Origin of the sequence: Mesorhizobium sp. BE184, from assembly GCF_031457045.1 — a bacterium.
GTDB lineage: Bacteria > Pseudomonadota > Alphaproteobacteria > Rhizobiales > Rhizobiaceae > Mesorhizobium.
On sequence record NZ_JAVDVU010000001.1, the window covers coordinates 171,982 to 195,858 of the forward strand.

Below are 23,877 nucleotides of genomic sequence, written 5' to 3' on the forward strand. Positions count from 1 at the left end.
TTTAACCCAGAAACACCCGCGCGAATTCCTGCTTTCCCTTGGGTGAGAATGTCACCACGCGGCTATCCTTCTCGCGCCGCGCCCATTTCTCCGCCAGGATCTTGTCCAGAATGGCCGCGCCCAGCGTGCCGGCCAGATGCGAGCGGCGCACGCTCCAGTCGAGGCAATCTCGGCACACCGGCCGGCGTGATTTTCCAGGCACCTCGACATCGATGCCGATGGCCGCGAAGTGCGAGGCGCCGTCCTTGCCAAGCCTGATCTCCTTGCCATCGCGCACCAGCAGCTTGCGGGCCAAAAAGCTGTCCAGCATCTTTACCGCGTGTTCACCGGCCAGGTGGTCGTAGCAGACGCGGGCTTCGCGCATCGTCGCTTCGCGCGGACCGGGGCGCACCCGCTGTGGCCCGAGCGTCGCGGCAACGCCCATGATCGCTTCCAACATCCCCGCCACCTGCGGGCCAGCCAGACGGTAGTAGCGGTGCCGGCCTTCGCTCGCCACGGACAGCAGTCCGCCCTCCAACAGCTTGGTCAGGTGCGAACTCGCCGTCGGCAGGCCGATGCCGGCCTCCAGCGCCAACTCGCTGGCCGTCAGGGCTGTTCCCGTCATCAGGGCCGTCAGCATGTTGGCGCGCGCCGGGTCGCCGACTAGATTGGCGATGCGGGCGAGATCGGGTCCGTCTTTCATTGTTCGACCTCCATCGAAGCATTGTCGGCAGAGAACCACTATTCTCCGGCGCAATCAAGGAGGGCAGTCATGACCCAATTTCAACGGGCCCGGCCGGAACCGGCCGCGCTCCGGCGTTTCCCCCGTTTCAGCCTGCGTGGTTTCTTCGTCCGGCTGATGCGTGCCTACGACCGTCATTTGCAGCGGCTCGACCTGGCCGAACTGGACGACCACAGGCTGCAGGACCTTGGCCTGACGCAGGAGGAGGTTCGCCGCGAATGCGCCAGGTCGTTCTGGCGGCTGTGAGTGCTCACGCGCTGCCGATCAGCACACCTGCCGCGAACACCAGCGCGCCGCCCAGCACCACCTGGAAGGCCGCGCGCAGGAACGGCGTTTCCATGTAGCGGTTCTGGATGAAGGCGATCGCCCACAATTCGATGAACACGACGACAGCCGCCACGCCCGTCGCTGTCCAGAAATGCGGGATCAGATAGGGCAGGGTGTGCCCCAGCCCGCCCAGCGCCGTCATCAGGCCGACGGTGATGCCGCGCTTGATCGGCGAGCCGCGACCAGACAGCTTGCCGTCATCCGAGGCGACTTCCGTGAATCCCATCGAGATGCCGGCACCGATGGAGGCCGACAGGCCGACAAGGAAGGTCTGCCATGTGTTCTGCGTGGCGAAGGCGGCGGCGAAGATCGGCGCCAGCGTCGACACCGAGCCGTCCATCAGGCCGGCGAGGCCCGGCTGCACATAGGTGAGGATGAACTGCCGCCGTTCGGCCGCTTGCTCTTCACCCTTCACCTTGCCGGGCACGTGCGTCATCTCGAGCCGTTGGGCCAGCGATTCATGGCTTTGTTCCGCGGCCGCCAGCATATCGAGCAGCTTGCGCGTCTGCGCGTCGGCGGTGCGTTTGGCTGCTTCGACATAGAAGCGGTAGGCCTGCTGCTCCATCTCCTCGGCCTGCCCGCGCACCTTGTCGATGCCGAGCGGCCGCACCAGCCAGTCGGGCTTGCGCTGATAATAGCCGCGCACATGCTCGCGGCGGATCAGCGGAATGCGTTCGCCGAAACGCTTGCGGTGCATGTCGATCAGCGCGTCGCGGTGGCCGTCCTCCTCTTTGGCCATGCCGTCGAATACTTTCGCCGACTGCGGAAACGTCTCGCGCAAGCCGTCGGCGTAGGAACGATAGATGCGGGCGTCGTCTTCCTCGGAGGAAATGGCAAGCGCCAGAACTTCCTGTTCCGAGAGCGAATCGAAGGCGCGGCGGCCGAAGCCGAAAACACGGGAAAGCATGATTGGCGTTCTCTAGTTTAGAATGATTCTAAACTACCTGTCCCGGCGTACGGGGTCAATTGCCTGCCGAACGACAGTACGAAAATTTTGTTCCGGCTTTGCCTTCCGCCGTCTTTTTATCAGCGAACGTTCGCCTATATGATGGAGGCCTGAACAAGGGAACCCGCATGTCCGAAAAGCAGCATCCGAAGCACGCCGACAATTCACATAGCCACTCCGCGGACGGCGCATCGCCGAAATCCTTCGATCCGAAGCCCGTTCTGGAGTTGATCGCCTCCATCGAGGCCGACTTGCAGCGCCTCAAGGGCATGGTGGAACAGCAGGCCGAGAAATTCGATCCGGCCAATCCGCACAACAAGACCAGGGATGGAAAGCTGTCGCAGGAGGGAGTCGAATGCTGCTATCGACTCTTCGATGAAGGCAAGTCGCGCTATACGGTCGCGCAGCAGATGAAGATATCGTTTGCCGCCGCCACGCACCGCTTCAATGCCTGGCGCAAGGCAGGCGGAGCCAAGCGGCCTACGCTTCTCGGATAGCACACGCAAAAAAAAGCCTCCGGAGCGATCCGGAGGCTTTTTCATTTCGGAAAAGCTCGATCAGCCGATGATCGGGCAGCTGCGGTCGCGGCGCGAGAAGCTCACCTCGACGCGGTCGCCCCGGCGTATGCCGCGAACCTCGATGCTGCGGCGGCCGACATCGACGACGCGGGCGCGCCGGATGCCCATGCGGGACGCCTTCATCAGCGCGCGGTCCGTCGTGCATTCGCTGCGCCTGAAATCGTCGTCGTCGTGGCGACGATCACGGCGCCAGTCGCGTTCGCCGCGGCAGCGCTCGTAGCGCGGGTTGCAGTCCCGGTCCACCGTCACGCCGCCGGGACCGATCTGGATGTCGACGCCCTGTGCGGACGCGCCGGAAAATGAAATGCCCGCCAAAGCGGTCGCTAAAGCCAGAATCTTACACATGTTGCGCATTGGTGATGTCTCCTCTTTCCCGCTCACAACGCCAGTGAGCGGCGAATTGTTTCAAATCAGTTTTCGCCTTATGCGCGAAATAGTTGGTGATGCACTGGGGTCGAAACAGCCGGAGCCCGCGCGGCGCACCGCACGGGCTCCTTCAGATGCTCTGTCTAGGCTCAATCCAGAACCCGGATGATGCGGCGCGTGCCGGGATCGACGATCACGGTGCGGTTGTCGACAACCACATATTCATATTGCATGTCCGGTGCCTCGATGGCGTGAAGTTCGACCGTTTCAGGCACTGTCGAACCGATATTCAGTTCCACGCCGGGGATGGCGATCGACGCCAGCGGCTTCTTCTTCACATACTCGCGGATAACGGTTTCCTGCTGCGGCTGGATGATGATCTGTTCCTGCGGCTGGACGACAACGTCCTGTGCCGCAGCCAGACCGGCGCCGGACAGAAGAGCAAGCCCGGCAATCGCAGCGGTGATGTTCGTTTTCATGGTAACCTCCTGTTATGCCCCTTCACGGCCCTTGGCGTCGTATGACGAACGCCAGCATGAAAAGCTGCCAAGAGGGCAGCCGAAGACACCTGCCGTTCGACATGCGAGGCGTCGTGCCTCGGGTCCGAAAACCGCCCGGGAGGGCAGCCCGTTCCCTCACATAATGTAACGACGCTTCATGCTGGCTGGCTGTAGACGGCCAAGCGGTGCGGTTTTCGGTCAGTCCAGCGTTCGCCGGAAGCGCACCAGCGCCGCCAGCGCGAATGCCACGACGAACACCGTCAGCCAGCCGATCTCGGATGCTACGGCGGGCAGTTCGGCGCCCTTCAGCATCACCGCGCGGATGACCCGCAGGAAATGCGTCAGCGGCAGCACCTCGCCGATCCACTGCGCCCATTGCGGCATGCCGCGATAGGGGAACATGAAGCCGGACAGAAGGATCGAAGGCAGGAAGAAGAAGAAGGTAAGCTGCATTGCCTGCATCTGCGTACGCGATACGGTCGAGATCGTGTAGCCCAGCAGCACCAGCCCCAGCACGAAAACGAGAATGCCGGAGAGCAGCAGCGGCAAGCTGCCGACAAAGGGCACATGGAACAGGAATTTGGCTGCGAACAGCACCACCACGACCTGCACCGCGCCGACGGCGGCATAGGGCAGCACCTTGCCGAGCATGATCTCTACCGGGCTGGCGGGCATCGCCAGCAGATTCTCCATCGTGCCGCGCTCGGTCTCGCGCGTCAGCGCCACCGCCGTCATCATCACCATCGTCATCTGCAGGATGACGCCCAGCAGGCCCGGCACGATGTTGTATTGCGAGACCCCCTCGGGGTTGTAGCGCCGGTGGACGACCACTTCGAGCTGGCTATGGGCGGTTTCAGCGGCGGTTTCCTGCATCCCCCGCGCCCGCAGCAAGGCTTGGTTGGCGATGGTGCCGAGCGTCGAGATGGCGCCGCTGGCGACCGAGGGGTCGGTTGCGTCGGCCTCGATGAGGATTTGCGGCGCGTCGCCGCGCTCGACCCGCGTGGCGAAATCGGCGGGGATGGTGACGACGAAGGCGACGTCGCCGCTGGCCATCAGCAGCTCCGCTTCAGCCTCGCTTTCGACAATGTGGTCGAAGCGGTAATAGTTGGTGTTCTCCAGCGCCGAGACCATGGCGCGCGTATACTGGTCGTTGCTCATCGCCAGCAGCGCCGCCGGCAGGCTTTTTGGGTCGTTGTTGATGGCGAAGCCGAACAGCACCAGCAGCATCAGCGGCACGCCCAGCATCATCGCGAAGGTGACGCGGTCGCGCCGCATCTGGATGAATTCCTTGATCAGCAGCGCACCGAGCCGGGCAGGGGAGAGGACGGTGTTCATGAGCGCAACGCTCCAAGGGGGAGCGTAAGCGCCGCGCCTCTCGACGGTTGCAGAAGAAGTTTCATCCCATGTTGTCCTTCGATCCCGACATGAACTGGATGAACACGTCCTCGAGGCTGGTTTCGCCGGGCCTGACCGTCACGCCCTCGAATTCCGTCTCGACGTCCTTCAGCGCGGCTTGCAGCGCCGTCTTATCGGAGCCGACCACATGCAGCGTCGCGCCAAACGGCGCCACCTGCTCGACGCCGGGCTTGTCCTTCAGCGCCGCCGCGGCCCTGTCCAGGTTCGGACCTTGCAGCACGAAGGTGGTGAGTCCCGCATTCTTCACCACCTCTTCCACCGTTCCCGTCGCCAGCATCTTTCCGTAGGAAATGTAGCTGATGCGGTGGCAGCGCTCGGCTTCGTCCATGTAGTGGGTGGAGACCAGAACGGTGAGCCCGCCATGCGCCAGCCGGTGAATTTCATCCCAGAACTCGCGTCGCGCCTTGGGATCGACGCCGGCCGTCGGCTCGTCGAGCAGGAGCAGCTTCGGCTTGTGCATGATGCAGGCCGCCAGCGCCAGCCGCTGCTTCCAGCCGCCGGAAAGCGTGCCGGCAAGCTGGTCCTTGCGTGAGGTAAGGCCGAGATCGTCCAGCGTGTCGGCGACATAGGTAGCCACCGGTTTCAGCTCATAAAGCCGCGCCACGAATTCGAGGTTCTCCTCGATGGTGAGGTCCTCATAGAAGGAGAAGCGCTGCGTCATGTAGCCGACCTCGCGCTTGATCTTCAGGCTGTCGGTGCGGATGTCGAAGCCAAGCACCGTGCCCTCGCCCTCGTCGGGCGTCAGGAGCCCGCACATGATGCGGATCGTCGTCGTCTTGCCGGAGCCGTTCGGACCGAGGAAGCCGACGATCTCCCCCTCCGCCACCGTCATGGTGACATGGTCGACGACAGTCTTATCGCCGAAGCGCTTGGTGAGGTCGCGGACGTCGATGACGTTCATGAGGGGCGGCAGTCGGCAGTCGACAGTCGGCAATCGGACCAAAGACGCCGGTAGCCTATTATGGAAGTTCCGAAAGTTGACATGTCTTGCACCTGCCGCACGGTTCCTACTGCCTACTGCCTACTGCCTACTGCCTACTGCCTACTGCCTACTGCCTACTGCCTACCCGCCAGTTCCACATCGACGATCTGCCCCGGCTGCAGCGCCGTGCCGGCATTCTCCGGCTTGGCTTCCACGAGGTAGACCAGCTTCTGGCGGTTCTCGAGCGAGTAGATCACCGGCGGGGTGAACTCCGGATCGGGCGACACATAGCTCACGCGCGCCGTCAGGTCGGGCGCGCAGCCGTCGCAGCGAACATTGAGTTGGGTTCCCACCTTGATGAAGGAAAAGGCGGATTCCGGCACGTAGAGCGTCAGCTTGACCGCGCCGTCCGGCAGCATCGACAGCACCGGCGCGCTGGGTCCCGCCGTATCGCCCGGATTGCGGATGACGTCGTTGACCTGACCCGCGGCAGGGGCCGTCAGTACACGCTTGGAAAGCCGCCATTTCGCCTGGTCGAGCGCCGCTTGCGCCTGCTCGACCTGATTGTCGGCTGCCTTGATGGTCTCCGGCCGCGCCGGCAGGCCGGCAACCGCGAGGTTGGCATCGCTCTGGCCGATCTGCGCCTGCGCCACCTCCAACGCCGTCGCCGCCTCGTCGAGTTGCGCCTGGGTGGCGATGCCGCGCTTGAACAGATCCTGCGTGCGCGCCAGGATGCGGCGCTTCTCTTCGGCCTGCGCCTTGGCTGAACGGACGGTAGCCTCCAGCACGGCGATCTCCTCGGGCCGCTTGCCCACCTGCAGATCGGCAAGCTGTGCCTGCGCTTGCGCCAGCGCGGCTTGCGCCTGGGCGACCGCAATGGTGGCGTCGGCGCTTTCCAGCGTCACCAGCGGCTTGCCGGGCTCGACCCGGTCGCCGCGCCGCACGGCGATCGTCTCCACCTGCGCCACCTCGATCGGGGCCAGCAGCACGTAGTCGCCCTCGACATAGCCGACGGCCAGCGGCGCGGCGGGCGCGCAGGCGCCGAAAAGCTGCGCCGCAAGCGGTATCGAACACAGGATGCTCATGATGTCCGCCCCTTCCGAGCCACCAGGATGGCGCTCAGATTGTCGCTGGTCACGGCCAGCACCTTTTGGGCTTCGGCATCGCCGATTTCGCGCCAGCCCATGCGCCGCATCACCGCCTCGCGGCCGATGCGGAAATAGACCACCTGGCCGATCAGCGTGAAAACGGTCAGCTTGGCGCCGTCGCTCTCGGCGGGTTCGCCCGTCGCCTGTTCCCAGACACGGCAAAGCCGCTTGTGCGTCGGTTCGAAGACCCCGTCATAGATGCGGTCTAGCGCCGCCGTCGGATGCGAAAGTTCCCGCAGGATGAACTGGACGATCTCGCCCGCTTCCGGCCGCGCGATGATGAAGGCCAGCATCCGGTCGAGCGCCGCGAACAGCTGCGCCTCGGCGGCTTCGACCGTCAGGTTCTTTTCCGGGAAAGCGCCTGCCGCCCCCATCGCCTGCGTCGCCACCGCCTGGATCGTGTCGACGATAAAATCCGCCGCCGCCAGCCTCAGCCCTTCCTTGCCGCCGAAATGATAGGCGATGGAGCCGATATTGGCTTTCGCCGCCGCCGCGATCTCGCGCGTCGAGGTGCCTTCGAAGCCCTGTTGGCCGAACAGTTTCAGCGCGGCGCGAACAAGGGCCCCGCGCGTTTGCTCGGCGGGTGATGCCGATGCCTCACGGCGGGGCGGCCTTTTTCCGATTTGCTTGATCATTGCCGATATTTAATCAATCGAATGATTAAAGTCAATTCGGCTTGCCATTGGCGGTGTCGCAAGGTTTAGTCCGGGCATGGCATTAGAAATCGAGCGCAAATTCCTGGTCGACAACAAGATGTGGCTGGGCGCGGTGGAGAAGCGCATCTCCATCGTCCAGTTCTATGTCGCCATCGCCGCGGACCGCTCCATCCGCGTCCGCATCAAGGACGGCAAGGAAGCCCGCTTCACGCTGAAGTTCGGCAGCGACCTACCGGTCCGCGACGAGTACGAATTCCCGATTCCGCTGCAGGAAGCGCAGGAGATGATGGAATTCGCCATCGGCACCATCATCCGCAAGACCCGCCACCATGTTCGCCACAAGGACTATCTCTATGAGATCGACGTCTTTTCCGGCGAACTGGACGGGCTGGTGATGACGGAACTGGAGACGCCCGACGCCGTCAGCCAGGACATGCTGCCCGATTGGCTTGGCCGTGAAGTGACCGGCCAGCAGGCCTATTCCAATGCCTCGCTGGCGCTTAACGGCTATCCGGAACCCGTGCTTTCATGACGCGCCGGGCCGTCGCCCATCCGGCCTGCGCGCTGATGTGATGGCGGCGCCGGGCGACACGCTGCTCGACCGGCTCGGGCGCTGGATTGCCGGGCGCCTGCAGGAAGAATCGTCCGGCTACGAACCTTACACGCCCTCAGACCCGGAAACGCTGCGCCGCACGCTGGAACCCGGCGATGTGCTGCTGATCGAGGGCAACCAGAAGATCTCGGCGGCGATCAAGTATCTGACGCAATCGACCTGGTCGCACGCTGCCTTCTATGTCGGCGACGCCATGCCCGAACCGGAAGACGGATCGGAGCGGCCGCGCCTGATCGAGGTGACGCTGGGCGAGGGCTGCACCGCCGTGCCCCTTTCGAACTACCGCACCTATAACACCCGCATCTGCCGGGCCAGCGGCCTGTCGCCGGAGGACCGCGACGCGGTCGTCGCTTTCATGGTCGGCAGGATCGGTCTGCGGTACGATCTGAAGAACATTTTCGACATGTTGCGCTATTTCCTGCCGACGCCGCCGGTGCCGGTGCGCTGGCGCCGCCGCATGCTGGCTTTCGGATCGGGCGATCCAACCCGCGCCATCTGCTCGACGCTGATCGCGCAGGCCTATGGCCAGATCCGCTATCCGATCCTGCCGGAGATCACCCGCGCGCCGGGCCGCGCTTCCGCGCAGTCGCATTATTCGCGGCAGGAAATCCTCCACATCCGCCATTATTCCCTCTATACGCCGCGCGATTTCGACCTGTCGCCCTATTTCCGCATCGTCAAGCCGACGCTGGAATATGGGTTCGACTACCGCTCGATACTGTGGAGCAGCGAAGCGGAACAGGAAGGCGGATCGGCCGCCGCGCCGGAATAGGCGTCACTCGTCGATGGCGTTGCCGCGCTGCAGGAAGCGGGCGGCCAGCCAGCACAGCATCGCCCAGGCGAAGCCTGCGCACCATCCGGCCAGCACGTCGGAGGGCCAGTGGACGCCGAGATAGATGCGCGACACGCCCACCATCAGCGTCACCAGCACCGCCAGCGAAAGCACATAGATCCGCGTCGTGCGGCCTTGCAGGAAGCGCGCCGCCAGCGTCCCCAGCGTCAGATAGGTCACCGCCGACAGCATGGCGTGCCCGCTCGGGAACGACAGGCTGGTTTCGGTTGCGAGGTGCGAAACCAGTTCCGGGCGTGGGCGGTCTATCCCGAGCTTGAGCAGGCTCGACAGCACCTGTCCGCCGCCAACCGCGACCAAAACGAAGAAAGCGGTGCTGAGCCGGCGCGTCAAAAAGAAATAGATGACCGTGGCGGCGGTGATCAGCGTCAAGACGATGGTGCCGCCGAGCGCGGTGATGTCGCGCACCGCGCCCTCGATCTTCGGCGATCCGATGGGATTGTCCGGCTGCCCCGCTTCCCGGAAGGCGAGCAGGATTTGCGTGTCGAAGGCGTGCGGCGTGGCATCCCTGGCCACCTCGGAGAGTTCGACAAATCCCCACAGGCCCAACGCCACGATCAGTCCGGCCAGCAGGACCGGGAATTCGATGCGGTTCACCAGTTCGCGAAACCTTTCCTGCATGGCGTATCAGCGTCCCTGCAGATAGGGGCCGAGCGTGATCAGCGCCACCGCCATGATCGCGAGCGCTACGCCCGCGGCCTGGATGGTCCCGAGCCGCTCGCCATAGACGACCAGCGCCACGGCGTTGACGGCGACGAGCTGGATAACCGCCGACAGGCTGAACGACAGCGACATGCCGAATTCGCGGATCAGCCGCAGCATGATGAGGTTGCCCAGCGAATAGAGCCCCAGCGTCAGCACGATCTTGCCGAGACTGGGCGAGAGGCCCCACTGCTTCGCCACCGTCGCCGCCAGCAGGAAGATCACCGTCGACAGGCCGAGTTGCGCCAATCCTCCGAAACTCATGCGTGCCTCCGCCGATCGCTCTCGCAGCGTTGTTCCCGATGCCCGTGCGCCGGTCAAGCCGCCATGCGGCCCGTTTCAACCTGCTTTCGCTCCGCCAGCCCCGCGAAAGCCTTGCATTTTAAGGTTTCAGGCCTAATTCGGTTGCTGGAGAACGCCGATGCCGAAGTCCATCCATGACCGTGGACTGTTTCGCCCGCTGGAGGTGGAGCGCCTCCAGCGTGTCTTCGACGCCGCCTGTCGCCAGCGTGAAATCCTTCCCGATTCCACCGAGGCGAGCGAACTGGCGCTCACCCTGCTGGCGCTGCACAATGCCGGCATGACAGATGAGGACATGCTGATGCAGGCGACGGCGTTCCGCGTGCCGGACAGCAAGGCGGGCTGACAGGGCGGCTTTATCAGCCGGATTTGGCGATGGCCTTGGCGATGCGCTGCCCCTGCACCACCGAGCTGCGGAAATCGCCGGTCAGGCCCGGCCGCATGCCGAGGAACCACAGGCCGGGCAGGGGTGAGAGATGCTTCGGCGTCACCTTGGGCGAGCCATGCTCGTCCAGCACGCCAAGATCGCCCACCATGGGTTCGAGCCCGCTGCGGTAGCCGGTAGCGGCAATAACGATATCGGGCTGAATGACATTGCCGTCCTGCAGGATCACGCCCTCGGGGCCAAACTTCGCGATCGGCGCCGCCATGCGGATGCGGCCGGCCTTCAGCGCCTTCACCGCGCCTTCGTCGACCGCGATGGCGATCTGCTCGCTGTCCAGACGGCTGGCGCCGCCGTCCTTGCGCTTCGGCATGCCATAACGGGAGAGATCGCCGAACACCACGCGCTGCGTGGCGGCCAATATCCAGTCCACCCACCGCACCGGCATCCATTCCAGCACGCCGGACAGCCGATGGACGGAAATGCTGGAGATCCGCTTCGGCAGCAGCGAAGGCCCGTGGCGCAGCGAGAACCAGATATTCTCCGTCTTCACCCGCGCCAGATGGTTGAGCGCGTCGAACGCGGAATTTCCGCCGCCGACGACGAGAATGCGCTTGCCCTCGTAGGCATGAACATCACCGAAATCTGCGGAATGGACGATCCGGCCGGCGAACCCTTCCCGGCCCGGCCAGTCCGGCGTCCATGGCGCCCGGTCGCGCCCCGTCGCCACCACCACATGGCGCGTGCGGCGCGGACCGGCATTCGTCTGCACGATCCAGCCGTCTCGGTCTCGCTCGATGCGCGTCACCTCGACGCCGTACTCGACCGAAAGTCCCCGCTTGGCGGCATAGGTGTCCAGATAGGCAGCCACTGTGTCCCGTTTGGGATACGCCGGCGTCTTGTCCGGATAAGGTACGCCGGGCAGGGCGGAGAAATGACGATGCGTGTTCAGGTTGAGTTGCGGGTGACGTCGCCGCCACGGTTCGGCCGAGCGCGCTTCTTTCTCTAGAAGGACCGCCGCGATTCCCTGGCGCGCCAGCGCGTCTCCCGCTGCCAGCCCCGCCGCGCCCGCGCCCACGACGATCACCGGTTCGGCATTCGAGGGCCTGATTGCCATTGCTTCTTTCCGCGCTTGCACCGTTTCGCGAATGCGCTATGTGGCACCGGCGCGCATATGGCAAGACTCTGCCGTTGCAACATCATAGCGGGCGATTCGCGACGCACGCCGAAAACGCCGCGAATGCGCCCGTGAACCTGCGTTAGGCAAACGTTCGAAATGGCTTCCCTGCGTACGCATATCGACCGCTTTCTCAACGCCCGCGCGCCGCTTGTGCCTGAGGCCGCGCTGGATCTCGAACAGCGCCTCGCCCTGCTGCGCCTGCACGGCGATTTCTCGCTCGCCTATTCCACCGCCACGCAGGCGAAACTTGCCTATTTCGGCGGCCCGGCTGGCTACATCGCCTTCCAGACCATGATGGGGCAGCACTTCGCCCTCGCCGATCCGGTCGCCTCTCCGGCTGCGCAGGAGGACCTGATCCGCCGTTTCGTCGATGCCGCCGGTTCGCCCTGGTTCGTGCAGATCGGCGAACGCACCGCAAGAGTGCTGTCCGGCCTCGGTTATCAGGTCAACCAGCTCGGTTTCGACACAAGGCTGCCGTTGCCGGAGCACGATTTCTCCGGCAAGCGCAACGAGACGGTGCGCTATTCCGAGCGGTGGCTGCTGAAGAAAGGCTATGCGCTGGTCGAGGACAATGGCGCGACCGTGCCGGCGGCGGAAGTCGAGCGTCTGTCGAGAGACTGGCGCTCCGGCCGCATCGTCGCGCGGCGCGAGATGGCGTTTCTCAACCGCGCCTTCGCAGCCGAGATCGGCCCGGGAATGCGCCGGTTCGTGCTGCTGGATGAAGCCGGCAAGCTGGTCGCGCTGCTCGATTTCGATCCGATCTACCGTGATGGCGCGGTCATTGCCTACACCACCTCGTTCAAGCGCAAGATCGCCGGCGCCACGCCCCATGCCGAAATCGGCCTGACCAAATTCGCCGTCGACCGGTTCCGGGATGAGGGCATCGGCGCGGTCACGCTCGGGCTGTCGCCGCTGTCCGGTGTCGGCCCCAGCGCCCATCCGGAAAGCAGCTTCTGGCGCGGTGCGTTCCAGCGGGCCTACGGCTCGGACTGGATCAACCGCAGCCGCTTCAACCTGCAAGGCCAGGCTGCGTTCAAGCGCCGCTTCCATGGTGTGGAGGAGCCGGTCTACATCGCCTTCCGCAAGGGTACGGCATTCGGAATGCTGGCGCTGCTCAGGTTGGTGAAAGCGATCTAACTCCTCAACCGGTATCCCGTCTTGAAGATCCAGGCGATCACCGCGATGCAGGCGAGCAGGAACACCACCGTCATGCCGAGGCTGACGCCGACCGAAACGTCGGACTTGCCGAAGAAGCTCCAGCGGAAGCCGCTCACCAGATAGACCACCGGGTTGAACAGGCTGATGCTGCGCCAGATGCCCGGCAGCATGTCGATCGAATAGAACGAGCCGCCGAGGAAGGTCAGCGGCGTGATGATCAACAGCGGCACCAGCTGAAGCTGCTCGAAATTCCCTGCCCAGACGCCGATGATGAAGCCGAACAGGCTGAAGGTGACGGCCGTCAGGATCAGGAAGCCGATCATCCAGAACGGATGTTCGATATGCAGCGGCACGAAGAGCGAGGCGGTGGCCAGGATGATCAGCCCGATGGCGACCGACTTGGTCGCGGCTGCGCCGACATAGGCAAGCACGATCTCAAGGTAGGAGACCGGGGCGGACAACAGTTCGAAGATCGTGCCGACGAATTTCGGGAAATAGATGCCGAACGAGGCGTTGGAGATCGATTGCGTCAAGAGCGACAGCATGATCAGCCCCGGCACGATGAAGGCGCCGTAGCTGATGCCGTCGATTTCTGTGATGCGCGAACCGATGGCGGCGCCGAAGACGACGAAATAAAGCGAGGTCGAGATGACCGGCGACACGACGCTTTGCAGCAGGGTGCGTAGCGTGCGCGCCATTTCCACCTTGTAGATCGCCCAGACGGCATGGCGGTTCATGGCGTTTTCCTCACCAGATTGACGAAAATCTCTTCCAGTGAGGAGTTTTCGGTGTCGAGATCGCGGAATTCGATGCCGGCCTCGTCGAGGTCGCGGATCAGCGAGGCGACGCCCGGTCGTTCCGCCTGATTGTCATAGGTATAGGTGAGCTGGCTGCCGTCGTCGCCGATCTCAAGCTCGTAGCGCGCGAATTTCGCCGGCAGGTCCTTCACCGGCTTGCGCAATTCCAGCTTGAGCTGCTTGCGGCCGAGCTTGCGCATCAGCTCGGTCTTGTCCTCGATCAGCACCAGTTCGCCATGGTTGATGACACCGACGCGGTCGGCCATCTCCTCGGCTTCCTCGATATAATGCGTCGTCAGGATGATGGTGACGCCGTTGTCGCGCAGCCGTCGCACCATCGCCCACATGTCCTGCCGCAGCTCTACGTCCACGCCGGCTGTCGGCTCGTCGAGGAACAGGATCCGCGGCTCATGCGCCAGTGCTTTGCCGATCATGACGCGCCGCTTCATGCCGCCGGAAAGCGTGATGATCTTCTCGTCGCGCTTGTCCCACAGCGACAGGTCTTTCAGCACCTTCTCGACGAAATCCGGATTGGGCGGCCTGCCGAACAGCCCGCGGCTGTAGGTCAAGGCGTTCCGAACCGTCTCGAAAGCCTCGACCGTCAGTTCCTGCGGCACCAGCCCGATCAGGCTGCGCGCGGCCCGGTAGTCTTTGGAAATATCGTGGCCGTCCACGGTCACCGTGCCGCCGGACCGGTTGACGATGCCGCATACGATCGAAATCAGCGTCGTCTTGCCGGCGCCGTTGGGGCCGAGCAGCGCGAAGATTTCGCCGTGCTTTATGTCGAGGCTGACGCCCTTCAGCGCCTGGAAGCCTGTGGCATAGGTTTTCGACAGGTTGGAAATCGAGATAGCGGGCGAGTCGGACGCGGACGACATGGGCAAATTGCTTTTTTCTGAAAAGGGATATGCGTTTTGCCGCTGAATGTCGGTGCGCGCAACGGCAATTCAAGGCAGCTCCTGACATTTGTCGCCAGCCCCACCTGCCGAAGCGCATGAAACGCCAAGCGCCGTCAGCATGAATGGTTCCCACGGCGGGTGGCGGGAACGAACCGGGCGGCCAGCGAGTTTTAGCGCCATGACACAGGAGCGGACCATGAATCCCACGAAGTCGGCTGCGGACACCGGTTTGCAGAAATCCAATGATACTCCCTCCATTGCCGAGCAGGATTGGGAGGACCTTGAGGGCGCTGTTCCTGGCGTTGATGCCGTTCCCGATCCGGAGTCGGACGGCGAACTGCCCGAGGAGGACGACGACAATCCCGACCAGGACAGCGACGAAGCGCTTCCCGAAGACGACGCGGAAGAGGCGATCCGGCGCGACCTTTCTGGTACAGGTATTCGATATAAACCCGAATGAGGACGACTATGTTGAAAACGATTTCAGCCGCGGCATTTGCTCTGGTTCTCGCCGCCAGCCCGGCCTTGGCGCAATCCGCCGCACCGGCGCCCGATGTTCCCCCGGCGAACGGCAAGAAACTCTCCGAAATCATCGCCAAGGTCGAGAAGCGGCCGGACTTTCGCTACATCAGCGAGGTCAGCTGGGACGATGGCGGCTACGATGTCACCTATTACACCACCGACAACGCCAAGGTTGAGATGAAGTTCGACGCCGTCAGCGGCGAGACGAGATCCCTGGACTAGCCGGGACCCGGGAGCGAAGGCGGAAGGCCTGCGACCTTCCGCCTCGCGTGGCGCTGCGCCGCTTTGACGGACAGGGAGGCGAGGCGTAGTCTCTGGCTGTAATAACGCAGCCGGAGTCGCCATGGACCCGCTCATTCTTTCGCGTATTCAATTCGGCGCGAACATCTCGTTTCATATTCTCTTTCCAACCATCACCATTGCGCTTGGCTGGGTGCTGCTTTTCTTCAAGCTCCGCTACAACGCCACCTCCGATGGCGCCTGGATGCGTGCTTATTTCACCTGGGTGAAGGTCTTCGCCCTGTCCTTCGCCATGGGCGTCGTCACCGGCGTCACCATGAGCTTCCAGTTCGGCACCAACTGGCCGGGTTACATGGAAACGGTCGGCAATGTCGCCGGGCCGCTGCTGGCCTACGAGATCCTGACAGCATTCTTCCTCGAGGCGGCGTTTCTCGGCATCATGCTGTTCGGCTTCCGCCGCGTGTCGAACCGCATCCACACGCTCGCCACTGTGCTCGTCGCCGGCGGCACCACCGTTTCCGCCTTCTGGATCATCGCGCTGAACTCGTGGATGCAGACGCCCACCGGCTTCGAGATGCGCGATGGCGTCGCCCATGCGGTAGACTGGTGGGCGATCGTCTTCAATCCGTCCATGCCTTACCGGCTGGTGCATATGCTCCTGGCCTCGGGCCTCACCGTCTCCTTTTTCATCGCCGGCCTTTCGGCGCTGCGTTACCTCCAGGGCGACCGCTCGCAATCCATGTGGAAGGCGCTGCGCACCGGCACGTTCCTGGCCGCCGTGCTGATCCCCATCCAGATATTCGCCGGCGACCAGCATGGGCTGAACACGCTTGAGCACCAGCCCGCCAAGATCGCCGCCATGGAGGCCAACTGGCACACCGGCCCGAACATCCCGCTGGTGCTGTTTGCGCTGCCCGACGAGAAGGCGAAGGAAAACCGCTTCGAGATCACCATTCCCGATGGCGCCAGCCTCATCCTGCGCCACAGCGCCGATGGCGTCGTACCCGGTCTCGACCAGTTCGAAGGCAATCATCCGCCGGTGTTCCCGGTTTTCTGGGGCTTCCGCATCATGGTCGGCATCGGCCTCTTGATGCTCGCCGTCTCCTGGGCGGCGACCTTCTTCCTGTGGCGGCGAAAGAGCCTGCCCAGGCCGCTTGCGCTGCTGATGGTGCCGATGACGGTCTCCGGCTGGGTGGCGACATTGGCCGGTTGGTACACCACCGAAATCGGCCGCCAGCCCTGGCTGGTTACCGGCGTGCTCAAGACCGCCGATGCGGTCGGACCGGTTGCCGGAAGCCATGTGGCGCTGACGCTCGCCATCTATCTTATACTCTATGCCGTGCTCCTCGTCGCCTTCCTGGGGGTGCTGGTGCATCTGGCGCTGAAGGCCGCCAAGGAAGGCGATACCTCGCCGCTGCCCGGTGTGATGAACGCCGCGCTTTCCCAGCCGGCGCAGAGCGAAAGGTGAGGATAAAGCCATGACCCTCGACTGGCCGACACTGCTGCCTCTCGTCTTCGCCGGCCTCATGGGCCTGTCGATCCTGATCTATGTCGTGCTGGACGGCTTCGATCTCGGCATCGGCATCCTGTTCTCGCTGGCCGAGGACAAGGAACAGGATACGATGATCGCCGCCATCGGCCCCTTCTGGGACGCCAACGAGACCTGGCTGGTGTTGGCGGTCGGCCTCTTGCTGGTCGCCTTCCCGGTGGCGCACGGCATCATCCTGACCGCGCTCTACATCCCGGTTTTCCTGCTGCTTGTCGGCCTCATTCTGCGCGGCGTGGCGTTCGATTTCCGCGCCAAGGTGCCGGCCGGCCGCAAGCACCGCTGGAACCGCGTGTTCTTCGCCGGCTCGCTCATCGCCTCGCTGGCGCAAGGCTATATGCTCGGCGTTTATGTGCTGGGGCTCGACGCCAGCCTTGCCGGCATGGCTTTCGGCGCGCTGGTAGCGCTGTGCCTCGCCGCCGCCTATGCCGCCATGGGCGCGGCCTGGCTGATCTACAAGACCGAAGGCGAGTTGCAGAAGAAGGCGGTCAAGTGGCTGCGCTCGGCGCTCGTCTTCACCGTCGTCGGCATGGCCGCCGTCTCGCTCGCCACGCCGTTCGCCTCGCCGCGCATCTTCGCTAAATGGTTCGTGCTGCCCGACATGATCTACCTGTCGCCGCTGCCGATCCTGTCCGGCATCCTGTTCCTGTGGCTGTGGCGGCAGACTTTCCACCTGCCGAAGGAAAGCGACCGCCACGCCATCGTGCCCTTCCTGACGCTCGCCGGTATCTTCGCGCTCGGCTTCGCCGGCCTTGCCTGGTCGTTCTATCCCTTCGTGGTGCCCGACAGGCTGACCATCTGGCAGGCCGCCTCGGCGCCTGAAAGCCTCGCCATCATCCTCGCCGGAACTGTCGTGGTGCTGCCGGTCATCATCTTCTATTCCTTCTATGCCTACCGGGTTTTCGGCGGCAAGGCGGGCGATCTCACCTATGATTGATCGGGCGATCATTTTCGCGCGCTGACGGAACCGGCATAGACGCTGCATGGATGTTTTGAATACCCAGATCGCGGGTGACGACCTGCTGGCCGGCCTGCAGCGCTTTTCCTTCGACTATTTCATCGAGCAGGCCAATCCGGTGAACGGCCTGGTCCGCGACCGTACGCGCCCCGGCTCCCCCGCCAGCATCGCCGCCGTCGGCATCGCGCTGACCGCCTATGCGGTTGGCGTCGCGCGCGGCTACATCACGCGCCGGCAGGCAGCCGACCGGACCCTCGTCACGCTGAAGTTCCTATGGGATGCTCCTCAGGGTCCCGAGACCGACGCAGCCGGCTACAAGGGCTTTTACTACCACTTCCTCGACATGCAGACCGGCCGTCGCGTCTGGAAATGCGAACTCTCGACCGTCGATACCGCCATTCTCATGGCGGGGGTTCTGGCCGCCGCGGCTTATTTCCAGGAGGACGTCGAGACCGAAGCCGAGATACGCCGGTTGGCCGACGCGCTTTACCGCCGCGTTGAGTGGAACTGGGCGCTGAATGGCGGCGCCACGGTCACCCATGGCTGGCGGCCGGAGCGCGGCTTCCTGCGCTACCGCTGGGAAGGTTATGACGAAGCGCTGATCCTCTATGTGCTCGGCCTTGGCTCGCCCACCCACGCGCTGCCGCCCGAAAGCTACCCTGCCTGGCTCGGAAACTATCGCTGGAAGAAGCTCTACGGCCGCGAACTTGCCTATGCCGGCCCGCTGTTCATCCACCAGATGTCGCATATCTGGCTCGACCTGCGCGGCATAAGCGATGCCTTCATGCGCGAACATGACAGCGACTATTTCGAAAACAGCAGCAAGGCCGCCTACATTCAGCGCGACTACGCCATCCGCAACCCGCGCGGCTTCGAGGGCTATGGACAGAACGCCTGGGGCCTCACAGCCAGCGATGGGCCGGGGCCTGCCAAGCGGCGGATCGGCGGCGTTGACAGGCGCTTCTATGGCTATCTGGCCCGGGGCGCGCCGTTCGGCCCCGATGATGGCACGCTCTCGCCCTGGGCGACCGCCGCCTCGTTGCCCTTTGCGCCGGAGATCGTTCTGCCGGCGCTGGAGCATTTCCGCGCGCTTGGCATGGGCCGCGACAGCCCCTGGGGTTTCGCCGCCAGCTACAACCGGACTTTCCGCGACGACAGCGCGCCCGGCTTCTGGACCGCGCCCGATCGCGTCGGCATCAATGAAGGGCCGATCGGCCTGATGATCGAAAACCACCGGACCGAACTGGTCTGGAGCCTGATGCGCGGCAATCCTTATGTCGTGGCAGGCCTCCGGCGCGCCGGCTTTGCCGGCGGCTGGCTTTGATGCTGATTCAGTTCAGCTTTTCGCTGCCGCCGTCACCAGCATCGGCTTGTCGCTGTAGAGGTCCGGAAACATCGTCTTGAGGTTTCCGATCTTCGGCAGGTCGTTATAGACGATGTAGGGGCTGGTCGGGTTCAGCGTCAGATAATCCTGGTGATAGGCCTCGGCGGGATAGAACGTCTTGCCGCTTTCCAGCGTCGTCACGATCTTGTCCGGGAATACCTTGGCCTTGCCGAGCTGGCCGATATAGCTCGCGGCGATCTTCTTCTGCTCGTCATTCGCCACGAAGACGGTTGAGCGGTACTGCGTTCCCTGGTCCGGCCCCTGGTAGTTCAACTGCGTCGGGTTGTGCGCGACGGAGAAGTAGACCTGCAGCAGCTTGCCGTAGGTGATCTTCGACGGGTCATAGGTGATCTCGACGGCCTCGGCATGGCCGGTGCGGCCAGTGCCGACCGTTTCGTACATGGCGTCCATCTCGGTGCCGCCGGCATAGCCGGATACGGCGCTTTTGACGCCCTTCACATGCTGGAACACGCCCTGAACGCCCCAGAAGCAGCCGCCCGCGAACACCGCCTTTTCAGTCGCAGCCGAGGCTTTCTCGTCGAGCGCCGGCGGCGGGATTTTCACCGCCTCTTCCGCCGACAGGGCAGGGGCTTGCGAGATGGCCAGCGCCGTGGCTGAAATCGCCAGCGCGACGAAGGCGCGCGTTGCGAAGGCGGCAAGGCGCGGACGGGCGGAATCGGGTTTGGCGGTCATGACATGTCTCCGGTGCGGCTGCAGGCCTGCTGGAAATTCTGCTCATCTATACAATGGGAAAGAGGCGCAACGCGCCTCACTTTGTCGTGCGTGGTTGCCCCGCGGCCGCCCTTCGGGTTTCGGCCGCAGGGCTGCTCCCGCTACTTGGCAGGCTTCATCGCGTCGGGCTTCATGGCGTCGCCGCCCATGGCGTCGCAGGCCTTCATGGCCTCGTCCTTCTTCATGGCGTCGCTTTCCATGCCGGCCTTTTCCTTGCAGTCGGCCATCATCTTGTCGTCGGCCTTCATCGAGTCCGCTGGCTTCATGGCGTCGGTCTGGCCAGCGGGCTTCATGGCGTCCTGGGCGTTGGCGATACCGCCTGAAAGCAGCACGGTCGAAGCCAGGACGAATGCAAGGGAAGTTACGGTCTGACGGGCGGAAAGTTTCATGGCGATCTCCTCTGGGCGAAGCGGCTTTGCCGCGTTGACGTCCATTGGTTCGCCGTGGCGCGGCCCTTGTTACAGGCTTCACCGCTTCGTGATCGGGTTGCCAGGTGCTGTCAGGCAGTCAAAGCAGAACGCGCGCGGGAGAAATCCTCCACCATCCTGCGGTACCGGTCGCTTCGTCCGTTGGGAAGCGCGCCGGCTGTTTGTCACGCGCTGTCGCGCCGCCGCACGACTACTCCGTAATGCGGGTCTGGGCGATACGCTGGTTGTAGTCGCACTTGCCCGTGATGGAATAAAAGAAGTCGGCGTTGGAAACATCGGCGGGTACCGCGTTGCCGCCGTCCTCCCAGGCCTGATCGCTGGTCTGGCTGCAAGGCACGGCGCTGAAGATATCGACGGTCTTGTTCTTGGCAACCTCGACGGGTGCGTATGTGGAAGGTTTTAGCGCCTTCTCTGCCGCAGTCGCGTAGCCGGCGCCGATATAGAGGCGGTCAGACGTCGCGGTATCATTGGATTTCAGCTTCTTGACCGGCCCGGACGGCACGTCCATCAGCAGATAGAGCTGGTTCATCTTGCTCACGTCGATCTTCGCTCCGCTGCTGTTGCCGGGCGAGTTCGTCGTCACGCAGGTCGTCTTGAAATAGATAGTGGCCCCGTTCGAGCTTCCGTTTGTTGCGGTCGCGAAGCTCCTGAAAGCCGTCGCAGAGGGAGTAAAATCGGTCGTTTGTCCGACCGGCGTGCACACCTGGCTCTGCACCAGCGTGTCGGTCGTTCCCGACACGGTATAGATATTCGTCGTGCCGTAGCCTTTCGGATCCTGGGCGGTATAGGTCTTGTTGCCGCTCTTGTAGGAATATTTATATTCCTTGTAGGTGTAGACGATCTTCATCAGCACTTTTTCGGTGCTGGTCTCGAACTCCGTACCGTAGAGATACATCGTCTTGCCCCAGTAGCCGGAAACGTGATCGACGTTGAACGTCGCCTCGATCAGCGAAGGCTTCTTCACCACCTTGGTCTGCACATTGATGTCCACGTTGCTGATCGTGGCGATCTTCATGAAGTTCGTCGGCATGGAATAGGTTGCCGACGCGCTCAGATGCAGCGTGCCGTCGGCATCGTATACGGGAGGCAGGACAGCCGCCATGCCCTGGCCGCCATTGGCTGCGAAGACGTCCTGCAACTGCTTGGTGCGATCGGCTTCGGAGGTGCTCTTGGGCAGCGTGGTCAGCGACAGCGTCGCGGCGTCCAGCGCGCTCTGCATCGTCGCCTTTGACGAGACCGCCGAGGAATAATCGACCGACATCCCGACTGCCAGCATCAGCGGCACCAGCGATATGGCGAATATGGGCAGCAGCGAGCCGCTTTCGGCCTGCGCGAACCTTGCCATTATTTTACGCATCTTGCCCCCATGAGCATTGATCGCGTCCTTGATAACGCAGCGCCGGCAAAGGTCCCGCTAAGGGAACCGCTAAAATTTTAGCTGTTAGGCATTTTTTCGCAGGCTACGCAGCGGTTCCCGCTGTCCGGTCCCCCCGCTTGCCGCAAGCCGGTGCCCCTGCTAAAGCCCGCGCACCATGGCAACACCGATTTCCCACATCCGCAATTTCTCCATCGTCGCCCATATCGACCACGGCAAGTCGACGCTCGCCGACCGGCTGATCCAGTCGACCGGCGGCCTCGACGCGCGCGAAATGGCCGGCAAGGAGCAGGTGCTCGACAATATGGACATCGAGCGCGAACGCGGCATCACCATCAAGGCGCAGACCGTGCGGCTCAATTATCGAGCCGCCAATGGCGAGGAGTACGTCCTCAACCTGATCGACACGCCAGGCCATGTCGATTTCGCCTATGAAGTGTCGCGCTCGCTGCGCGCCTGCGAGGGGTCGTTGCTGGTGGTTGATGCTTCGCAGGGGGTGGAGGCGCAGACGCTCGCCAATGTCTATCAGGCCATCGACGCCAACCACGAGATCGTCGTGGTGCTGAACAAGATCGACCTGCCCGCCGCCGAGCCGGAGCGCATCCGCGAGCAAGTGGAAGAGGTGATCGGCATCGACGCCAGCCAGGCCGTGCTGATCTCGGCCAAATCCGGCATCGGCATTCCCGACGTGCTGGAGGCCATCGTCAACCAGTTGCCGCCGCCCAAGCAAGGCGATGCATCCAGGCCTCTGAAGGCCATGCTCGTCGACAGCTGGTACGACGCCTATCTCGGCGTCATCGTTCTGGTGCGCGTCATCGACGGCGTCATGAAGAAGGGCCAGACCATCCGCATGATGGGCACCGGCGCCAGATATCCGGTCGAGCGCACCGGCTTCTTCACCCCGAAGATGATCCAGACCGACGAGATCGGCCCCGGCGAATTCGGCTTCATCACCGCCTCGATCAAGGAAGTGGCCGATACCCGCGTCGGCGACACCATCACCGAGGACCGCCGCCCGACCGCCGAAGCGCTCCCGGGCTTCAAGCCGGCGCAGCCGGTCGTTTTCTGCGGCCTGTTCCCGGTCGATGCCGCCGATTTCGAGGATCTGCGCGCCGCCGTCGGCAAGCTGCGCCTGAACGACGCCTCCTTCTCCTATGAAATGGAAACCTCCGCCGCGCTCGGCTTCGGCTTCCGCTGCGGCTTCCTCGGCCTGCTGCATCTGGAGATCATCCAGGAGCGGCTGGAGCGCGAGTTCGACCTCGACCTGATCGCCACCGCGCCCTCCGTCGTCTACCGGCTGCAACTGCGCGACGGTTCGGTCAAGGAGTTGCACAACCCGGCCGACATGCCGGACGTGATGCAGATCCTCGCCATCGAGGAGCCGTGGATCCGCGCCACCATTTTGACGCCCGACGATTATCTCGGCAGCATTTTGAAGCTCTGCCAGGAGCGCCGCGGCGTGCAGGTGGATCTCTCCTATGTCGGCAAGCGCGCCATGCTGCAGTACGATTTGCCGCTCAACGAGGTGGTGTTCGATTTCTACGACCGGCTGAAGTCGATCTCCAAGGGCTACGCCTCCTTCGACTACCATCTGACCGACTACAAGGAGGGCGACCTCGTCAAGATGTCGATCCTGGTCAATGAGGAGCCGGTCGATGCGCTGTCCATGCTGGTCCACCGCACGGCGGCCGAAAAGCGCGGCCGGGTGATGTGCGAAAAGCTGAAGGAACTGATCCCGCAGCACATGTTCAAGATCCCGATCCAGGCCGCCATCGGCGGCAAGGTAATCGCCCGCGAGACCATCTCGGCGCTGCGCAAGGACGTGACCGCCAAATGCTACGGCGGCGACGTCACGCGGAAGCGCAAGCTGCTCGACAAGCAGAAAGAGGGCAAGAAGCGCATGCGCCAGTTCGGCAAGGTGGACATCCCGCAGGCGGCGTTCATCGAGGCGTTGAAGATGGGGGATAATTGACGACGCCAGGCAACAGGGTTGCCTGGCGGAAAATCGACCCGGTGAGTCGATTTTAGTCAATTATGGGTGGGAGGTGCGAAGCACCGGGTCCCACCCCGGGGATCGCGCTGATCGGCTGCTGAAAAGCCCCTCTCTGGCATTTTCCAAGCACTTTCTCGGGGACAAGCCCACTCGCAAATGCAGGAAGATGCTTTCCCCCCGCAAGGGGGGAGACAGCGCGCGCCCGGCGGCGCGGGATCGTCCGTCGGGTTCTCCGAAA

General features: G+C 63.6%; 28 protein-coding genes. 12 read left to right on the forward strand and 16 right to left on the reverse strand.

Annotated elements, in window-relative coordinates; all coding sequences use genetic code 11:
* Position 1: 1 nt before the first annotated feature.
* Positions 2-682 carry a helix-turn-helix transcriptional regulator gene (locus tag J2X35_RS00795; protein WP_056107370.1) on the reverse strand — a complete coding sequence of 227 codons (681 nt, stop codon included), beginning with the start codon at positions 680-682 and terminating at the stop codon, positions 2-4.
* Positions 683-751: 69 nt separating this feature from the next.
* Here J2X35_RS00795 and J2X35_RS00800 point away from each other — a divergent pair, with 69 nt between their 5' ends.
* The gene (locus J2X35_RS00800; RefSeq protein ID WP_310180355.1) at positions 752-967 is read left to right on the forward strand and encodes a DUF1127 domain-containing protein; all 216 of its coding nucleotides are present in this window, start codon (positions 752-754) and stop codon (positions 965-967) included.
* A gap of 4 nt (positions 968-971) precedes the next feature.
* On the opposite strand, the gene mbfA is transcribed toward J2X35_RS00800, so the two are convergent.
* Positions 972-1,955 (reverse strand): iron exporter MbfA, encoded by a 984-nt coding sequence (mbfA, locus tag J2X35_RS00805; protein WP_310180357.1) that lies wholly within the window; start codon positions 1,953-1,955, stop codon positions 972-974.
* Positions 1,956-2,122: 167 nt separating this feature from the next.
* Here mbfA and J2X35_RS00810 point away from each other — a divergent pair, with 167 nt between their 5' ends.
* Complete coding sequence (locus tag J2X35_RS00810; protein WP_244478698.1) at positions 2,123-2,491, forward strand: hypothetical protein; 369 nt, start codon at positions 2,123-2,125, stop codon at positions 2,489-2,491.
* 60 nt (positions 2,492-2,551) lie between these two features.
* Here J2X35_RS00810 and J2X35_RS00815 read toward each other — a convergent pair whose 3' ends face one another.
* From J2X35_RS00815 to J2X35_RS00840, 6 genes are all read right to left on the reverse strand, one after another.
* Positions 2,552-2,926: a hypothetical protein gene (locus tag J2X35_RS00815; protein ID WP_082542361.1), complete on the reverse strand. Its 375-nt coding sequence runs from the start codon at positions 2,924-2,926 to the stop codon at positions 2,552-2,554.
* A 161-nt stretch (positions 2,927-3,087) separates the two neighbouring features.
* Positions 3,088-3,417 (reverse strand): DUF1236 domain-containing protein, encoded by a 330-nt coding sequence (locus tag J2X35_RS00820; RefSeq protein WP_310180359.1) that lies wholly within the window; start codon positions 3,415-3,417, stop codon positions 3,088-3,090.
* 219 nt (positions 3,418-3,636) lie between these two features.
* Entirely contained in the window at positions 3,637-4,773 is a 1,137-nt protein-coding gene (locus J2X35_RS00825) for an ABC transporter permease (RefSeq protein ID WP_056107382.1), read from the reverse strand.
* A 61-nt stretch (positions 4,774-4,834) separates the two neighbouring features.
* A complete protein-coding gene (locus J2X35_RS00830) occupies positions 4,835-5,755 on the reverse strand; it encodes an ABC transporter ATP-binding protein (protein ID WP_310180362.1) in 921 nt (306 codons plus the stop codon).
* A 155-nt stretch (positions 5,756-5,910) separates the two neighbouring features.
* Positions 5,911-6,861, reverse strand: coding sequence for an HlyD family efflux transporter periplasmic adaptor subunit (locus tag J2X35_RS00835; protein WP_310180363.1), 951 nt, complete (start codon positions 6,859-6,861; stop codon positions 5,911-5,913).
* The gene (locus J2X35_RS00840; protein WP_310180365.1) at positions 6,858-7,559 is read right to left on the reverse strand and encodes a CerR family C-terminal domain-containing protein; all 702 of its coding nucleotides are present in this window, start codon (positions 7,557-7,559) and stop codon (positions 6,858-6,860) included. Before J2X35_RS00840 ends, J2X35_RS00835 begins: the two co-directional genes overlap by 4 nt.
* A gap of 76 nt (positions 7,560-7,635) precedes the next feature.
* On the opposite strand from J2X35_RS00840, the gene J2X35_RS00845 reads away from it, so the two are divergent.
* Together J2X35_RS00845 and J2X35_RS00850 are read left to right on the forward strand one after the other, a co-directional pair.
* Positions 7,636-8,112, forward strand: coding sequence for a CYTH domain-containing protein (locus J2X35_RS00845; protein WP_310180367.1), 477 nt, complete (start codon positions 7,636-7,638; stop codon positions 8,110-8,112).
* 40 nt (positions 8,113-8,152) lie between these two features.
* On the forward strand, positions 8,153-8,965 hold the full coding sequence (locus J2X35_RS00850) for a YiiX/YebB-like N1pC/P60 family cysteine hydrolase (protein ID WP_056107397.1): 813 nt from the start codon (positions 8,153-8,155) through the stop codon (positions 8,963-8,965).
* A 3-nt stretch (positions 8,966-8,968) separates the two neighbouring features.
* On the opposite strand, the gene J2X35_RS00855 is transcribed toward J2X35_RS00850, so the two are convergent.
* Together J2X35_RS00855 and J2X35_RS00860 are read right to left on the reverse strand one after the other, a co-directional pair.
* Positions 8,969-9,664 carry a phosphatase PAP2 family protein gene (locus J2X35_RS00855; protein WP_310180368.1) on the reverse strand — a complete coding sequence of 232 codons (696 nt, stop codon included), beginning with the start codon at positions 9,662-9,664 and terminating at the stop codon, positions 8,969-8,971.
* Positions 9,665-9,670: 6 nt separating this feature from the next.
* The gene (locus J2X35_RS00860) at positions 9,671-10,009 is read right to left on the reverse strand and encodes a hypothetical protein (RefSeq protein WP_310180370.1); all 339 of its coding nucleotides are present in this window, start codon (positions 10,007-10,009) and stop codon (positions 9,671-9,673) included.
* A gap of 157 nt (positions 10,010-10,166) precedes the next feature.
* Between J2X35_RS00860 and J2X35_RS00865 the strand changes: the two genes are divergently transcribed.
* Positions 10,167-10,391, forward strand: coding sequence for a hypothetical protein (locus J2X35_RS00865; RefSeq protein WP_310180372.1), 225 nt, complete (start codon positions 10,167-10,169; stop codon positions 10,389-10,391).
* Between the two features lie 13 nt (positions 10,392-10,404).
* Here the strand turns inward: J2X35_RS00865 and J2X35_RS00870 are convergent, their stop codons facing one another.
* The gene (locus J2X35_RS00870) at positions 10,405-11,544 is read right to left on the reverse strand and encodes an NAD(P)/FAD-dependent oxidoreductase (protein WP_310180373.1); all 1,140 of its coding nucleotides are present in this window, start codon (positions 11,542-11,544) and stop codon (positions 10,405-10,407) included.
* 159 nt (positions 11,545-11,703) lie between these two features.
* Here J2X35_RS00870 and J2X35_RS00875 point away from each other — a divergent pair, with 159 nt between their 5' ends.
* Positions 11,704-12,744, forward strand: coding sequence for a phosphatidylglycerol lysyltransferase domain-containing protein (locus J2X35_RS00875; protein ID WP_310180374.1), 1,041 nt, complete (start codon positions 11,704-11,706; stop codon positions 12,742-12,744).
* On the opposite strand, the gene J2X35_RS00880 is transcribed toward J2X35_RS00875, so the two are convergent.
* Together J2X35_RS00880 and J2X35_RS00885 are read right to left on the reverse strand one after the other, a co-directional pair.
* Complete coding sequence (locus tag J2X35_RS00880; protein WP_056107414.1) at positions 12,741-13,502, reverse strand: ABC transporter permease; 762 nt, start codon at positions 13,500-13,502, stop codon at positions 12,741-12,743. The genes J2X35_RS00875 and J2X35_RS00880 overlap by 4 nt on opposite strands.
* Positions 13,499-14,440: an ABC transporter ATP-binding protein gene (locus J2X35_RS00885; RefSeq protein WP_310180375.1), complete on the reverse strand. Its 942-nt coding sequence runs from the start codon at positions 14,438-14,440 to the stop codon at positions 13,499-13,501. Before J2X35_RS00885 ends, J2X35_RS00880 begins: the two co-directional genes overlap by 4 nt.
* Before the next feature lie 217 nt (positions 14,441-14,657).
* On the opposite strand from J2X35_RS00885, the gene J2X35_RS00890 reads away from it, so the two are divergent.
* The 5 genes from J2X35_RS00890 to J2X35_RS00910 all read left to right on the forward strand — a co-directional run bounded on the left by J2X35_RS00890 (position 14,658) and on the right by J2X35_RS00910 (position 19,051).
* A complete protein-coding gene (locus J2X35_RS00890) occupies positions 14,658-14,921 on the forward strand; it encodes a hypothetical protein (RefSeq protein ID WP_310180377.1) in 264 nt (87 codons plus the stop codon).
* 8 nt (positions 14,922-14,929) lie between these two features.
* On the forward strand, positions 14,930-15,205 hold the full coding sequence (locus J2X35_RS00895) for a PepSY domain-containing protein (RefSeq protein WP_310180378.1): 276 nt from the start codon (positions 14,930-14,932) through the stop codon (positions 15,203-15,205).
* Between the two features lie 121 nt (positions 15,206-15,326).
* Positions 15,327-16,691, forward strand: a complete 1,365-nt coding sequence (locus J2X35_RS00900) for a cytochrome ubiquinol oxidase subunit I (protein WP_056107425.1) — start codon at positions 15,327-15,329, stop codon at positions 16,689-16,691.
* Positions 16,692-16,701: 10 nt separating this feature from the next.
* Positions 16,702-17,706, forward strand: coding sequence for a cytochrome d ubiquinol oxidase subunit II (locus J2X35_RS00905; RefSeq protein WP_310180379.1), 1,005 nt, complete (start codon positions 16,702-16,704; stop codon positions 17,704-17,706).
* A 46-nt stretch (positions 17,707-17,752) separates the two neighbouring features.
* Complete coding sequence (locus tag J2X35_RS00910; RefSeq protein WP_310180381.1) at positions 17,753-19,051, forward strand: glucoamylase family protein; 1,299 nt, start codon at positions 17,753-17,755, stop codon at positions 19,049-19,051.
* Positions 19,052-19,063: 12 nt separating this feature from the next.
* On the opposite strand, the gene msrA is transcribed toward J2X35_RS00910, so the two are convergent.
* From msrA to J2X35_RS00925, 3 genes are all read right to left on the reverse strand, one after another.
* A complete protein-coding gene (gene msrA, locus J2X35_RS00915; protein WP_310180383.1) occupies positions 19,064-19,804 on the reverse strand; it encodes a peptide-methionine (S)-S-oxide reductase MsrA in 741 nt (246 codons plus the stop codon).
* Positions 19,805-19,944: 140 nt separating this feature from the next.
* Positions 19,945-20,232 (reverse strand): hypothetical protein, encoded by a 288-nt coding sequence (locus J2X35_RS00920; protein WP_082542532.1) that lies wholly within the window; start codon positions 20,230-20,232, stop codon positions 19,945-19,947.
* 229 nt (positions 20,233-20,461) lie between these two features.
* On the reverse strand, positions 20,462-21,616 hold the full coding sequence (locus J2X35_RS00925; RefSeq protein WP_310180384.1) for a Tad domain-containing protein: 1,155 nt from the start codon (positions 21,614-21,616) through the stop codon (positions 20,462-20,464).
* 187 nt (positions 21,617-21,803) lie between these two features.
* Here J2X35_RS00925 and lepA point away from each other — a divergent pair, with 187 nt between their 5' ends.
* Positions 21,804-23,618 carry a translation elongation factor 4 gene (gene lepA, locus J2X35_RS00930; protein WP_310180386.1) on the forward strand — a complete coding sequence of 605 codons (1,815 nt, stop codon included), beginning with the start codon at positions 21,804-21,806 and terminating at the stop codon, positions 23,616-23,618.
* Positions 23,619-23,877: the final 259 nt, after the last annotated feature.